Origin of the sequence: Nocardia pseudovaccinii (assembly GCF_050942345.1) — a bacterium.
Taxonomy (GTDB): domain Bacteria; phylum Actinomycetota; class Actinomycetes; order Mycobacteriales; family Mycobacteriaceae; genus Nocardia; species Nocardia pseudovaccinii.
This window is the reverse complement of the sequence record NZ_CP192074.1, coordinates 946,555-960,367: the sequence shown is the minus strand read 5'-3', so window position 1 is coordinate 960,367 and position 13,813 is coordinate 946,555. Positions and strand designations below refer to the sequence as shown.

The window sequence follows — 13,813 nt, the reverse complement described above, 5'->3', positions numbered from 1 at the left end:
GCGATGACATCACCGCACGATGCCACCGATTCGACCGAGGGCGAGCCGAAGGAACCCGCCGAGGAATCCGGAGAAAGCACCAGGGCAACCACGTTCGTCGAACCAGATACGGCCGAACCGGGCTCCGCGGCCATCGAAACGATCAGATGGTCACCGGGCACCGGCCCCGAGGCCGAAAACCTGGGTCACGAGGCCACTCCCGGCACCGGGGAGACCGGCGGCGAATCCGCTCGTCGACACTCCGCCTCCGCCGAGACGACCCGTGACCACCCCGCCTCCGCGGAAACGATCCGCCACCAACCCGCGTCCGGCGAAACCGTTCGCCGCGACAATATGGCCGCCGAATTCACCGTCGGCGCGTGGAATGCCCCGGAACCGACCTCCGCCGCGACCATGCGCACCTCCGGCCGCAGCGTCCGCACCGCGCGCTCGCGACCGACCACCCGCAAACTCGGCGCGGGACTGGTCACGATTCCGAATATCCCGCCCGCCGATCCGCGCACCGCGGTGCTCGCCGATCCCGTCGTCTCCGAGGGCAGGCGCTTCTGTTGGCGCTGCGGCAACCCCGTCGGCCGCGCCACCGCGACCCGCCCCGCGACAACCGCGGGTACCTGCGAAACCTGCGGTGCACCATATGATTTCCGCCCGTCACTGCACGACGGCGATATGGTGTCGAGCCAGTACGAGATCCAGGGCTGTATCGCGCACGGTGGACTCGGCTGGATCTACCTCGCGATCGACCGCAATGTCAGCGACCGCTGGGTCGTCCTGAAGGGTTTGCTGCACGCGGGCGATACCGAGGCGCAGGCGGTGGCCGTCGCCGAACGCCAATTCCTCGCCGAGGTGGCACATCCCAGCATCGTCAAGATCCACAACTTCGTCGAGCACACCGGCCCCGACGGCGAGTCCATCGGTTACATCGTCATGGAGTACGTCGGCGGCCGCTCGCTGCGGGATATGCTCGACACCTATCCGCGGCCGGAGCGGATGCCGGTCCCCGAGGCGATCGCGTATCTGCTGGAGATCCTGCCCGCGCTGGAGTATCTGCATTCGATCGGGTTGACCTACAACGACCTCAAACCCGACAACATCATGGTCACCGAGGATCAGGTCAAACTCATCGACCTCGGTGCCGTCGCCACCATCGATGCCTACGGAAATCTCTACGGCACCAGGGGTTTTCAGGCACCCGAGATCGCCAGGACCGGCCCGACCGTGGCCTCGGACATCTACACGGTCGGACGGACGCTGGCCGTGCTGACGCTGAGCATGCCGATGGAACAGGGACGCTATCTCGACGGCATTCCCGACCCCGCCGACCATTCGGTGCTCGAACGCTACGAGTTCTTCCATCGCCTGCTGCTGTGCGCGACCGATCCCGATCCCGAGCGCCGCTTCCCCTCCGCGCGCGTCATGTCTGCGCAATTGGCCGGGGTACTGCGCGAGATCCTGTCCATGGAGACCGGCGCCGAACATCCACAGCTGTCCACAGTTTTCAGTCCACAGCGTGGTAGCTTCGGCACCGAGGAGTTGATCAGCCAAACCGACGCCTATGCCGACGGCATCGCCAGAAGCAATCTGCTGCGCGCCGTCGAAGTGGCTGCCGCCCTTCCGGTTCCGCTGATCGATCCGACGGACGCATCGGTGCCGGTGCTCGCGGCCGTGGCACATCCGGAACCGAACGATGCGCTCGCGGCGTTGCAGGAGGCACATGAGCGCGCAGTGGCCGATCCCGAAAAAACGCAGGAGACATGGGATCTGGAGCTGACGCTGGCCGAGGCCAAGCTCCGGCTCGAACTCGGCGAACCGGCGGCCGTGCTGCAGATGCTGGCACAGCTGCCCGGCGATCACGACTGGCGCATCGACTGGTTTCTGGGCCAAGCCCAGCTGCTCGAGTTGGATTACGAACAGGCCTTCAACAGCTTCGACGCGGTGCTGCGAGTGCTGCCCGGCGAGATCGCGCCCAAGCTCGCACTCGCGGCGACCGCGGAACTCGTTCTGCAGCATTGGGATTCGGACGACCACGAACAGTGGCGGGCTTATGCGGAGAAGTTCTACGCTACGGTCTGGCGCACCGATCGCGCCGTGGTGAGCGCCGCATTCGGCCTGGCCAGGCAGTCGGCCGAGGCGGGTGAGGTCGACGAGGCCGTGCGCGCGCTCGACGAGGTGCCCGCCGCCTCCCGGCACTACACAACGGCCCGGATGACCGCGGTGTGGCTATTGCTCACCGCCGCTCCGATCGCCGAGCTCCCCGAATCCACCCTGCACCTTTCGGCCTCGCGCGTCGTCGGTCTGCCCGGTGGGGAGAGCCGCGCGACCCAGATGCGTGTGCTCGTCCTCGGTGCCGCGCTGGCCTGGCTGCAATCGGGCAATACGCCGAGGACCGACGGGGCGACCCTGTTCGGCGCGCCGTTCACCGAGCGCGAGCTGCGCGCGGGCACCGAGGCCGGACTGCGCGCCCTGGCCCGCAGCGCCCCCGGCCGCAATCACCGCTATGCGCTGGTCGACCTGGCGAATTCCATCCGAGCCAAGACCTGGATCTGATCGCCGCAAAACAAAACCCGGCCGGGAGGGAACGCCGGCCGGGCTCGGATCTCGATTCGCGGAGCAGTCGGCACACCGATGATCCCCGGGGTTCCGCGCTTCCGGCCCGCCCCGGGGGCAGCCGGAGCGGGCACATCGGGAGCGGCGAGGGCATCGCGGACCCGATAGCGGCGGAGGTCCGGCCCCGGTTACGGCGTCCGGCGCGAACCTGATCCGATACCAATACTGCCGCAGCGAGTGTGAGGATTCCGTGAGGTTTTCTTGAGCCGCTCAATCTGCTCGCTGATCTGCGACAACACGGAGTGCGGCCTGCGCGATCGCCAATTCCTCATTGGTCGGCACAACGAGCACGGCGACCTCCGCGTCCGGTGCGGAGATGTGCCGGGCCGCGCGATCTTCGGCGGTATTGCGGTCGGGATCGACTCGGATGCCGAAGCGCGACAGCCCGGCGAGTGCGTCGGCGCGGACCTGCGGGCTGTTCTCGCCGACGCCCGCGGTGAAGGTGATGGCATCGACGCCGCCGAGCTCGATCAGGTAGGCGCCGAGGTAGCGGCGCAAGCGGTGGATGTACACGTCGTAGGCCAGTCGGGCCGCGGGGTCGCCCGCGTCGATGAGCCGCTGCAACTCACGGAAGTCGTTGACGCCGGATAGTCCCTTGAGTCCCGCGTTGCGGTTCAGCATTTCGTCGATCTGGTCGACATCCATGTGGGCCGCACGGACCAGATGCGCGAAGATCCCGGGATCGAGATCGCCGCCCCTGGTGCCCATCACCAGTCCCTCCAGCGGGGTGAGGCCCATGGTGGTGTCGATCGGGTGTCCACCGCGGATGGCCGATGCCGAGGCGCCGTTGCCGAGGTGGAAGATGATCTGATTCAGGTCCGCGGGATCTCGATCGAGCAGCGCGGCCGCCCGGCCCGAAACGTACTCGTGCGACGTGCCATGGAAGCCGTACTTCCGGATGCCATGCGCGGCAGCGAGTTTCGCGTCGATGGCGTAGGTCTTGGCGGCATCGGGCAGGCCGTGGAAGAACGCGGTATCGAAGACCGCCACCTGCGGCACGCCGGGCAGCAGCGCACGCGCACTCTCGATGCCCGCGACGTTCGCCGGATTGTGCAGCGGCGCAAGCGAAGACAAGTCGGATATGGCCGCGACCACGCCGTCATCGATGAGCGTCGGCCGGTAGAACACTTCGCCCCCGTGCACCACGCGGTGCCCGACCGCGCGCACCCCCACGGTGGCCAGGTCGTGGCCGGATTCGGCGAACACATCGAAAACCAGCCGCAGCCCCGCCGTGTGATCGGCGATCGGCTCACGACGTTCGATGGTTCGGCCATCGACCTTGTGCTCGATCCCGGCCTGCTCCTCGCCGATCCGATCGACCATGCCGGACGCGGCGACCACACCCGACTCCGGGTCCAACAGCTGGTATTTGATCGACGACGAGCCGGAATTGATCACCAGCACCAGGTCATTTGTCATACCAGCACCTCCTGCATCACACGCGTGCCCCGCACTCGGTCAGCAACCGCGAACCCGGCCCCATTGTTCCGCCGTGTGCCGCACCGCACATCAGCCTTCCTGCGCCTGGATCGCGGTGATGGCAACCGTGTTGACGATGTCGGCGACGAGCGCACCGCGGGACAGATCGTTGACCGGTTTGCGCAGCCCCTGCAGCACCGGGCCGATCGCGATCGCACCGGCGCTGCGCTGCACCGCCTTGTAGGTGTTGTTACCGGTGTTGAGGTCGGGAAACACGAAGACCGTTGCGCGCCCGGCCACTTCGGAATCCGGGAGTTTGGTGGTGGCAACGCTGGGTTCGATCGCGGCGTCGTACTGGATCGGGCCCTCGACCAGCAGTTCCGGCTCGCGCTCGCGAACCAGTTCGGTGGCGACGCGCACCTTGTCCACATCGGCGCCGCTGCCGGATTCACCGGTCGAGTAGGACAGCATCGCGACGCGCGGGTCGACGCCGAAGCGGGCCGCGGTGTGCGCGGACGAGATCGCGATATCGGCCAGCTGCTCCGAGGTCGGATCGGGCACGACGGCGCAGTCACCGTAGGCGAGCACCCGGTCGGCCAGGCACATGAGGAACACACTGGAGACGGTGGAGACGCCCGGCACGGTCTTGATGATCTCGAAGGACGGCCGGATGGTGTGCGCCGTGGTGTGCGCGGCGCCGGAGACCATGCCGTCGGCGATGCCCTTGTGCACCATCATGGTGCCGAAATACGAGATATCGGCCATGGTTTCGCGGGCGCGCTCGAGTGTCATGCCCTTGTGCTTGCGCAGTTCGGTGTATTCCGCGGCGAATTCGTCGAGATAGCCGGACGTGCGCGGGTCGAGTACCCGTGCGGCCGAGATATCGACGCCGAGTTCGGCGGCGCGGGCGCGCACCGCAGCCTCGTCGCCGAGAATGACCAGATCCGCGATCTTGCGCTGCAGCACCCGTCCCGCCGCGCGCAGGATGCGGTCGTCGTCGCCCTCGGGCAGCACAATGGTCTTGCGGTCCGCCCTGGCGCGTTCGATCAGCTGGTATTCGAACATCTGCGGCGTCACCACGGAGGTATCCGGAATTTCGATGCGCTGCAACAACTCCGACGCGTCGATATGCTGCTCCATCAGGGCCAGCGCGGTGTCGACCTTGCGCGGGCTGCCCGCCGACATGCGGCCGCGGGTGCGGTAGGCGGCGCTCGCGGCGTCGTAGGTGCCCAGTTCGGTGGTGAGGATCGGCAGTTTGGGTTTGAGGCCGTTCATCAGCCTGGCGATGGCCGGATGCGGCAGCATGCCGCCGTTCATGATGATGCCCGACAGCGACGGAAAGCCTTCCGCCTCATGCGCATTCACGACACTGAGCAGCACGTCGGAGCGATCGCCCGGCGCGATGACCACGACACCGTCGACCAACCGTTCCAGAATATGTTCGGCCGTCATGCCGCCGACCATGACCTGCAATGCCTCACGCTGCAGCAATTCCACATCGCCGCTGTACATTTCACCGCCGATCGCGGTACACAGCTCGGCCATGGTCGGCGAAATCAGCAGCGGCACTTCGGGTAGCGTCCACGAGGGCACATCGAAGCCCTTCAACGCGACGCCGACTTCGTCCAATCGCGCTGGATCGCAACGGTTCGCGATGATGGCCACCAAGTGCGCATGTTCGAGGGACAGCTCGTGTGCACACAGCTCGGCCAGCTGCTCGACCTCGTCCGCAGTGCGGCCGGAACCGCGCACGACCAGCAGTACGGGCGCGCCGAGGTTCACCGCGATACGGGCATTGAAGCGCAACTCGCTCGGGCTGGCCACATCGGTGTAGTCGCTGCCGACGATCACCACCGCGTCACACAGCTTCGCGACCTCGTGGAACCGCATCACGATCTCGCTGATCGCGGCATCCGGATCGGCGTGCACCTGCTCGTAGGTGACGCCGATGGCCTGCGCGTAATCGATATCGGCGGTGCTGTGCTCGAGCAGCAGTTCCAGGATGTAGTCCGGCTCGGTGGTCGAGCGGGTGATCGGCCGGAATACGCCGACCCGGGCGGTGGTCGCGCACAGCATCTGGAGCATGCCGAGGGCCACCGTCGACTTTCCGGTGTCACCCTCCGGAGATGCGATGTACACAGCGGATGGAGCGGTATCGGCCATGTCCGCGAGCTTAGTGAACCCGCGGCTACTCAGACCGTGCGGCGAGACGGCGATCACGAATTCCTATTGGCACGAATCCGGATATAGTCCGGGCATGGCTGAGCAATTCCCGAAGCGGCAGTGGGGTTCGAACACCAATTTTCTTGCCCGCCTAGCGACCGAGCTCGCATCTACCAAACCCGGGTCGTGGCTGATTCGGAAGGTCACGCCGCTGGATCGGGCCATCCTCGAGCGCACCGACGCCAAGTACACCCTCCTCGGCCCGATCGGCGCCCCGGTCATGCTGCTGACCACCACCGGCCGCAAATCCGGTGAGCCGCGCACCCAACCATTGCTCTGCCTGCACGACGGCGACACCATCTACGTGATCGGCAGCAACTTCGGCCAGCAGCATCATCCGGCCTGGACCACCAACCTGCTGGCGAACCCGAATGCCACCGTCGCCATCGCGGGCCAGCGCATCCCTGTGCGCGCCACCCTGGTCGAATCCGACAAGGACACCCTGTTCGCCCGCTTCGTCGAGATCACCAGCGCGTACCGCGTCTACCGCACCCGCACCGCCCGAGATCTCCGTATTTTCGCCCTCACCCGCACCTGACCAACCGGACCTGCCACGGACTCGGCACCGCACTAGTTGTCATCCCGTGTGGGTCCAGAGCGCTGATGTGCTCCGGGAATCACCGAGGAGATGACGTGGCTGAGCAGAGTTGGCAGCTCATGCAAGGAAAGCGCCTGATCGGGATGCTGGTCCAGGACGAAGTCGACATGTTCTGGACAGACTGCCACTTCGCGCCGGGCCCCGGCTGGGCGGACCTCCAGCCCCTCTTCGCAGCCTCACGCGACGCCTGGCGAAACGGCGACATGGAGGCGGCGGTCGAAGCCGATGATGCAATCCATGCACAAGGACTTGTTCTCGTGCCGGTTGACAGCGGGGCGCTGCTCACCGAGTTTCTCCTTCGTATCAACGGTGACAAGGCCCGCCTTCGCTACTGACAGTCGCCTCCGCTGGAACATTTCGCCGAAGCTGCGGCGATGCCCGGCTGAATATCAGCGGGCGAGCCCATCGATATTCAGCCGGTACGACCGAGGCCGAAGCAGTTGCGGCTCAGCCCAAAGCGCGCAGGCGGGGTGCGAGGTCGCGCTGGAAGAGGTCGAGGAAGCGGGACTGGTCGTGGCCGGGGGCGTGGAAGACCAGGTGGTTGAGGCCGGCGTCGAGGTACGGCTTGATCTGTTCGACGGCCTGATCCGGATCATCGGCGACGATCCAGCGCTTGGCGATCTGCTCGATCGGGAGGGCGTCGGCGGCGGCCTCCATTTCGATCGGGTCGGTAATCGAGTGCTTCTGTTCGGCGGTCAGCGAGAGCGGGGCCCAGAAGCGCGTATTCTCCAGTGCCAGTTCGGGATCGGTGTCGTAGGAGATCTTGATCTCGATCATCCGGTCGATCTGCTCGACGGCGCGCCCGGCCTTGGCGGCGCCCTCCGCGACGGCGGGCATCAGCTTCTCGGTGTAGAGGTCCATGCCCTTGCCGGAGGTGCAGATGAAACCGTCACCTGCACGGCCCGCATAGCGCGCGACCAGCGGTCCGCCCGCGGCGATGTAGATCGGGATACCGCCCTTGGGCACGTCGTAGATCGAGGCGCCGACGGTCTTGTAGTACTCGCCGTCGAAGTCGGTGCGCTCACCGGTCCACAGCGCGCGCATGAGGTCGACGGATTCGCGCAGCCGAGCGAAACGCTCCTTGAATTCCGGCCATTCGCCGGTGTAGCCGGTGGCGATCTCATTGAGCGCCTCACCGCTGCCGACACCGAGCATGATGCGGTCCGGGTAGAGACAACCCATGGTCGCGAAGGCCTGCGCGATCACGGCGGGGTTGTAGCGGAAGGTCGGGGTGAGCACCGAGGTGCCGAGTTGGATGCGTTTGGTGCGCTCGCCGACCGCGGCCATCCAGGCCAGCGAGAACGGCGCATGCCCGCCCTTGTGCCGCCACGGCTGGAAATGGTCGCTCACCGTTGCGCTGTCCAGGCCGTGTTCCTCGGCCGCCACCGCGATTTCCACCAATTCCCGCGGTCCGAACTGTTCCGCCGACGCCTTGTATCCGAGCTTGAGATCACCCATATGCGCCACTCCTGTCGCTTCGCTCAACGGTCCGTGCGGGAGGTTCCGCACACCGTCGGCCGCCTGAATCCCGCGACCGCATCCCGGTACAACCGCAAGGGCGACACGGGAGTTCCCGAGCCCATCGGCCTACCTGAGCGCTGCGCGATCGGTTCTCACACGGCCTCCCCTCGACCATAGTCAGCGCCATTCGACGAGGTGTGCCGGGTCGCACCTGGGCCATCGCACAGCCGGTGGGCATCACATACCGTCCGCGGGATGCCCACCGGATGTGGGGATGGTCGCATCGGGACCGGTATTCGCGCGGTGGATGGGCGGATAGCCGACAATTGGCTTGTGAGTACACCAGATGAGCCGATCCTGTCCTACCTCACCGATATGGATGGGGTGCTGGTGCACGAAGACCATCTGGTGCCCGGCGCCGACAAGTTCCTGGCCGAGCTGCGCGGCAATGAGATCCCGTTCCTGGTGCTCACCAATAACTCGATCCGCACGCCGCGCGATCTGCAGGCCCGCCTGCGCCACACCGGACTCGATATTCCGGAGGAGGCGATCTGGACCTCGGCGCTGGCCACCGCGACCTTCCTCAACGACCAGCGCCCCAATGGAACCGCCTATGTGGTCGGCGAATCCGGACTCACCACCGCGCTGCACGAAATCGGCTATGTGCTGACCGATAGCGATCCGGACTACGTGGTGCTCGGCGAAACCCGCACCTACTCGTTCGAGGCGATCACCACCGCGATCCGCCTGGTCGACCGGGGTGCGCGCTTCATCGCCACCAACCCGGACGCGACGGGACCCTCCCGCGAGGGTCTGCTCCCCGCGACCGGCTCGGTGGCCGCGCTGATCACCCGCGCGACCGGCAAGGAGCCGTACTACGTCGGCAAGCCGAACCCGCTGATGATGCGTTCGGCACTGCGCCGGATCGGCGCACATTCACAGTCGACGGTGATGATCGGCGACCGGATGGACACCGATATCGTCTCGGGGCTCGAGGCGGGCATGCGGACCGTCCTGGTCACCACCGGCATCTCCACTCGCGAGTCGGTCGAGCAGTTCCCCTACCGCCCGACCCTGGTTGTCGATTCGGTTGCCGACCTCGTCGGTCGAACCGACAAGCCCTTCGCCTGACGCGCGCGGATTCACACCCTGCACCGACGCACACCGAATAAGGGCGCGGGCTCGCGTGAGCGGATTCGCTCAGCCGGTCATCGACTGGGCCGATTGACCACTGGGTGGCAGCGTCGGGGTGAGCGCGTTCGGAATCGGTCATCAGGTCTGGTCGGTAATGGCGTCGAGCGCAGCGGAGAGTCGCGTCATGACCTGAGCGGTCAGCGCGAATTGCTCGGCACCGAGTTCATCGGCGAGACGTTTCGCCATCACCCTGTGCTGTGGATTGATGCGCTTGATCGCCTCGCGACCCGCGTCGGTGACCGCAACGAGTTTGGCCCGGCGGTGCGCGGGATTCGGCTGGAACTCGGCAAGTCCCTTGTCCACCAACAGATCCGCGATGCGTTGCACACTCTGCCGGGTGATCCCCATGGCTCGGGCGATTCCGGCCACCGGCAGCGGTTCGCGCAGCACCGCACCGAGCACCTGCCACCACGCCGCCGTGATTCCCCCCGGAGCGGCCAATTCCTCTGCGATGGCGAGGAATTGACCGTTCAGCTGGAACGAGGTGATCGCGACCGTCGCGAAGAGTTCCTGCTCGGGCGTGTCACTCATACCGTGGCGACCCGCTGCGCCTCGTACTCGGAAAGTGCGGCGAAGCCCGCCGGATCGCTCTGGCCGTACAAGCGGTACCACGCGTCCAGCACATGCGGTTCATAGACATCGAGCCTGCGCAACACCTCGCGGGCGAATTCGAAGGGCGCGGTCGGGCCCGCCGTGATGAGATCGCCGTCCAGTACCGCAGCCCGGTCCAGATAGCGACCGCCGCCCGAATATCCGCTGTAGGCAAGGTATTCCGCGGCCGCGCCGGTATGGGCGTGGTTATCGAGGAGCCCTTCCTTCGCCAATCCGAAGGTGGCACCGCAGATCGCCGCGACCGGAACCCCCGCGTCCAGAAACTCCCGCGCCTTGTGCACGAAGGGCACGAGTTCGCCGGTCTCCCAAGTGTCGGCGCCGGGCAGGATCAGCATCGCGCTCGCGGCGGGCGTGAGATCGGCGAGCACCATATCCGGCACGATCCGCATCCCGCCCGTCGTGATGATCGGATCGGCGGTGAGTCCAACGGTCCGCACCCGGAACGTTCCCGGCGCTTTCTGCCAGCTGGGCCGATTGATATGCGCGGTCGCCGCACCGACCTCCCAGTCGGCAAGCGTGTCGTAAACGGCCGTATGAACTGTCTTCGTAGGCATGACAGTATGCTGTCATATTTGACAGCATACTGTCAATGGATCAACGTCTGCGTTCGATCTTCGCCAGATGCGCGATATTGGCGCGATCCTCCACATCAGTGCTCGGTTCACCGCCGAACCACGCGTCCAGGATCTCCGTCAACTCCGCCCTGGAAGTCGAACGCAGGCTCAGCGCAAGCACATTCGCGTCATTCCACTTCCGCGCACCAGCCGCCGTCACCGCATCACCACACAGCGCGGCCCGGATCCCCGCCACCTTGTTGGCGGCAATAGAAGCCCCGGTCCCCGTCCAACAGCACACCACCCCCTGCTCCGCCCGCCCCTCGGCCACATCCCGCGCCGCCGCCTCGCTGGCCCACGCCCAGTCGTCGCGCTCACTATCCGACAGCGCCCCATGCACCAACGTCTCGAACCCCCGCCGCCCGAGCTCCACCACCAGCTCCTCGGCCACCCCCACCCGCTCATCCGCCGCAACCGAAATTCGCATACCCCAAGCGTAATAACGCCCCCACCGCCCAGCCTCGAAAACGGCGGGTGGCCTGTCCTCGGTCCCGAGGACAGGCCACCCGCTCCGGTCACCAGCCGACGGGACCGAGGCGATCGATGAAGATCCCGGTCGGCCCGTCGGCGTCGATCGTCGCGAGTTCGAGGATCGAGTCGGTGCCCTCGGTGACCGTCAGCTGGCCGGTGTGATTGTTCATATCGGTGGCCGCGAATTTACGATTCGCGACCTCGCCAGGAGTCGCGACATTGAACTTGATCTTCGGCAGTGCCTGGGCGTACCGCACGGTGATCATGTTCAGCGCCGCTTTCGACGAGCTGTAGGCGAGCTCGTGCATCTTCGAGACGGGCTGCTCCGGATCGGTCACGACCGCGAAGGAACCGCCACCACTCGACACCATCACCACCCGCGGATTGTCCGCCACCTGCAGCAACGGCAGAAACGCATGCGTGACCCGGATCGGTCCGTACACGTTGGTGTCGTAGACGGAGTGGATTTCGTCAGCGGTCGCGTCCGCGGGCGCGACAATATTCCCCGGTGCACCGGCGTTGTTGATCAACACATCCAGCCGGTCGGTGTGTTCGCGCACGAGCCGTACCGCATCCGACACCGACTCCTCCGAGGTCACATCCAGCGGCACCATCACGACGTTCACCCCCTCAGCGGCGAGCTCGTCCGCGGCGGCCTGCCCGCGAGCCGCGTCGCGCGAGCCGAGGAAAACCGTCCACCCCTGTTCCCCGAGCCGCCGCGCCGCTTCGAGACCGAGACCCTTGTTGGCTCCGGTGATCAGCACTGTGGTCTGTTCTGTATTCGTCATGCCCACTGAGACGCACCGGACCGCTCGCGCTGTGACAACCTGTGAGCGGCCTCACAAACACCGGGAATCGACACTGTGCACCCACCCGGCGAATAGGCCAGAATCCTGGCAGCGTGACAAGACGCGGAAAGCGGAGGGACCGGCAGTGTCAGCTTGGGGTGAGGTCGTTGTCGGCCTGCCGATTATTTCATAAACTACCCCCATGGCATCGAATCAGAACCAGCGTGCTCGTTCGGCTACCGGGAACGTGCTGCGCGTCGGTGGACGCAAGGTACGCTCGGCCGCGATCTACGCCCGCATATCTTCTGATGTTTCTGGTGAAAAGCTCGGCGTCGCAAGACAATTGGAAGACTGCCGGAAGCTGGCAGAGGAACGCGGTTGGCACGTCGGCGATGAGTACGTCGACAACGACATCAGCGCCTATTCCGGCAAGCCGCGCCCCGAGTATCTGCGGATGCTGGCCGATCTGGAGTCCGGTGCAAGGGATGCAGTCATCGTCTACAACCTGGACCGGTTGCACCGCATCCCGAGCGAGTTGGAGGACTTCATCAGCCTGTGCGATCGGGTCGGTATGCACGAAGTCGCTACGGTCACCGCGGATATCGACCTGGGCAACGATGATGGCCTGTTCATGGCTCGCATATTCGCCGCTTTCGCTGCCAAGGAGTCGGGCCGGAAGTCTGCGCGTGGCAAGCGGAAGGCGCGACAGAGCGCCGAGGCCGGGTTGCCCCATGGCCCGAATCGCCCGTTCGGCTATGAGGACGACAAGGTGACAATCCGTGACAGTGAGGCCGAGATCATCCGCCAGTTGGTGAACCGCCTCATTGCCGGAGAGTCGATGCGCTCGCTTACAACGTGGCTGAACTCCACCGATACGCCGACCGTTCTGGGTGCCGCACGCTGGCGAACGACCACAGTCAAAAGCGTCATCTGCTCGGCACGAATTGCCGGGCTGCGCACCCACAACGGAGAAATCGTCGGACCGGGGATCTGGGAGCCGATCATCACCGTCGAGCAACGGGAGCAGGTGCTTGCCAGATTTGCCGAGAGAGCCCGTTCCGGACGGCGAGCGCCACGTACCTATCTCCTGTCGGGGTTGCTGCGGTGCGGGCGGTGTGACACACCGTTGATGTCCTCCACCAAACACAAGTCTCCTGACAAAAAGGTTCGCCGCTACATCTGCTTCAACGGCCCCGATCGCGGTGGTTGCGGCCGGTTGACTGTCGTCGCTGAACCGGTAGAGGACCTGTTGAGAGATAGCGCGTTCATCCGACTCGACTCTGATGAACTCAGGCAGGCATGGGAAGGCCGTGTGAAGGCCAATCCCGATCTCGCGCAGCTCAATCAAGAGATCGAGGAGGACACCCGAGCCCTCACCGAACTTGCCGAGCTCTATGCCGCCCGCCCCCGTCGCATCACCGCCGCCGAATGGATGGCCGCACGTGATCCGATCGAGGCACGCATTCGTGACGCACGCCGCGCAATCGCCCACGTCGCTGACTCCACCGGATTGTCCGACCTGATCGGCAAGGGCGAGATTCTGCGCGAACAGTGGCCGGACCTGCTGATCGACCGGCGGCAAGCCATTATCAAAGCGACCTTGCGTTATGCCACTATCGCGCCGGGGACTCCAGGAGCGCGCAGTCTCGATATCAACCGTGTACAGCCCTTGTGGCGCGAGTAGGGCATGTCTAGCGGCTGATCGGATTGCCGAAGCATTCCAGTGCCAAGTTCCGCCGATCGTCCTATCGTTCGTCGCCAACGCTACGGGTTCCGCCTTGGCGTGATCGGCACCCCCGTACCCGTGCAGATGGCCCGCCCAGCAACGC

Annotated in this window: 12 protein-coding genes; 5 read left to right on the top strand and 7 right to left on the bottom strand. The window is 65.7% G+C overall.

The features are described 5' to 3' along the window. The first annotated feature begins 3 nt into the window (after positions 1-3). On the top strand, positions 4-2,544 hold the full coding sequence (locus ACQPZ2_RS04380) for a tetratricopeptide repeat protein (RefSeq protein ID WP_433524405.1): 2,541 nt from the start codon (positions 4-6) through the stop codon (positions 2,542-2,544). 270 nt (positions 2,545-2,814) lie between these two features. Here the strand turns inward: ACQPZ2_RS04380 and ACQPZ2_RS04375 are convergent, their stop codons facing one another. Both ACQPZ2_RS04375 and pta read right to left on the bottom strand, forming a co-directional pair. Beyond that, positions 2,815-4,023: an acetate kinase gene (locus ACQPZ2_RS04375; protein ID WP_433524404.1), complete on the bottom strand. Its 1,209-nt coding sequence runs from the start codon at positions 4,021-4,023 to the stop codon at positions 2,815-2,817. A gap of 90 nt (positions 4,024-4,113) precedes the next feature. Then, the gene (gene pta / locus ACQPZ2_RS04370) at positions 4,114-6,186 is read right to left on the bottom strand and encodes a phosphate acetyltransferase (protein ID WP_433524403.1); all 2,073 of its coding nucleotides are present in this window, start codon (positions 6,184-6,186) and stop codon (positions 4,114-4,116) included. A 94-nt stretch (positions 6,187-6,280) separates the two neighbouring features. Between pta and ACQPZ2_RS04365 the strand changes: the two genes are divergently transcribed. Both ACQPZ2_RS04365 and ACQPZ2_RS04360 read left to right on the top strand, forming a co-directional pair. Then, positions 6,281-6,784 carry a nitroreductase family deazaflavin-dependent oxidoreductase gene (locus tag ACQPZ2_RS04365; protein WP_433524402.1) on the top strand — a complete coding sequence of 168 codons (504 nt, stop codon included), beginning with the start codon at positions 6,281-6,283 and terminating at the stop codon, positions 6,782-6,784. A gap of 95 nt (positions 6,785-6,879) precedes the next feature. Then, on the top strand, positions 6,880-7,179 hold the full coding sequence (locus ACQPZ2_RS04360) for a hypothetical protein (protein WP_433524401.1): 300 nt from the start codon (positions 6,880-6,882) through the stop codon (positions 7,177-7,179). A gap of 112 nt (positions 7,180-7,291) precedes the next feature. Here the strand turns inward: ACQPZ2_RS04360 and fgd are convergent, their stop codons facing one another. Then, positions 7,292-8,302: a glucose-6-phosphate dehydrogenase (coenzyme-F420) gene (gene fgd / locus ACQPZ2_RS04355; protein WP_433524400.1), complete on the bottom strand. Its 1,011-nt coding sequence runs from the start codon at positions 8,300-8,302 to the stop codon at positions 7,292-7,294. Positions 8,303-8,638: 336 nt separating this feature from the next. On the opposite strand from fgd, the gene ACQPZ2_RS04350 reads away from it, so the two are divergent. After that, positions 8,639-9,436 (top strand): HAD-IIA family hydrolase, encoded by a 798-nt coding sequence (locus ACQPZ2_RS04350; RefSeq protein ID WP_063047175.1) that lies wholly within the window; start codon positions 8,639-8,641, stop codon positions 9,434-9,436. A gap of 141 nt (positions 9,437-9,577) precedes the next feature. Here the strand turns inward: ACQPZ2_RS04350 and ACQPZ2_RS04345 are convergent, their stop codons facing one another. The 4 genes from ACQPZ2_RS04345 to ACQPZ2_RS04330 all read right to left on the bottom strand — a co-directional run bounded on the left by ACQPZ2_RS04345 (position 9,578) and on the right by ACQPZ2_RS04330 (position 11,984). Next, the gene (locus ACQPZ2_RS04345) at positions 9,578-10,030 is read right to left on the bottom strand and encodes a MarR family winged helix-turn-helix transcriptional regulator (RefSeq protein WP_063047158.1); all 453 of its coding nucleotides are present in this window, start codon (positions 10,028-10,030) and stop codon (positions 9,578-9,580) included. Then, on the bottom strand, positions 10,027-10,665 hold the full coding sequence (locus tag ACQPZ2_RS04340; RefSeq protein WP_433524399.1) for a DJ-1/PfpI family protein: 639 nt from the start codon (positions 10,663-10,665) through the stop codon (positions 10,027-10,029). The genes ACQPZ2_RS04345 and ACQPZ2_RS04340 overlap by 4 nt, the downstream gene beginning before the upstream one ends. A 40-nt stretch (positions 10,666-10,705) precedes the next feature. After that, complete coding sequence (locus ACQPZ2_RS04335) at positions 10,706-11,152, bottom strand: RpiB/LacA/LacB family sugar-phosphate isomerase (RefSeq protein ID WP_433524398.1); 447 nt, start codon at positions 11,150-11,152, stop codon at positions 10,706-10,708. A gap of 88 nt (positions 11,153-11,240) precedes the next feature. Next, entirely contained in the window at positions 11,241-11,984 is a 744-nt protein-coding gene (locus ACQPZ2_RS04330; RefSeq protein WP_433524397.1) for an SDR family NAD(P)-dependent oxidoreductase, read from the bottom strand. A gap of 202 nt (positions 11,985-12,186) precedes the next feature. Between ACQPZ2_RS04330 and ACQPZ2_RS04325 the strand changes: the two genes are divergently transcribed. Next, positions 12,187-13,668 (top strand): recombinase family protein, encoded by a 1,482-nt coding sequence (locus ACQPZ2_RS04325; protein WP_433524396.1) that lies wholly within the window; start codon positions 12,187-12,189, stop codon positions 13,666-13,668. Positions 13,669-13,813 lie beyond the last annotated feature (145 nt).

Coding starts and splice junctions, on each gene's coding strand:
- ACQPZ2_RS04380 (WP_433524405.1), top strand. CDS start 4: ATGACATCACCGCACGATGCCACCGATTCGACCGAGGGCGAGCCGAAG.
- ACQPZ2_RS04375 (WP_433524404.1), bottom strand. CDS start 4,023: ATGACAAATGACCTGGTGCTGGTGATCAATTCCGGCTCGTCGTCGATC.
- pta (WP_433524403.1), bottom strand. CDS start 6,186: ATGGCCGATACCGCTCCATCCGCTGTGTACATCGCATCTCCGGAGGGT.
- ACQPZ2_RS04365 (WP_433524402.1), top strand. CDS start 6,281: ATGGCTGAGCAATTCCCGAAGCGGCAGTGGGGTTCGAACACCAATTTT.
- fgd (WP_433524400.1), bottom strand. CDS start 8,302: ATGGGTGATCTCAAGCTCGGATACAAGGCGTCGGCGGAACAGTTCGGA.
- ACQPZ2_RS04345 (WP_063047158.1), bottom strand. CDS start 10,030: ATGAGTGACACGCCCGAGCAGGAACTCTTCGCGACGGTCGCGATCACC.
- ACQPZ2_RS04340 (WP_433524399.1), bottom strand. CDS start 10,665: ATGCCTACGAAGACAGTTCATACGGCCGTTTACGACACGCTTGCCGAC.
- ACQPZ2_RS04335 (WP_433524398.1), bottom strand. CDS start 11,152: ATGCGAATTTCGGTTGCGGCGGATGAGCGGGTGGGGGTGGCCGAGGAG.
- ACQPZ2_RS04330 (WP_433524397.1), bottom strand. CDS start 11,984: ATGACGAATACAGAACAGACCACAGTGCTGATCACCGGAGCCAACAAG.
- ACQPZ2_RS04325 (WP_433524396.1), top strand. CDS start 12,187: ATGGCATCGAATCAGAACCAGCGTGCTCGTTCGGCTACCGGGAACGTG.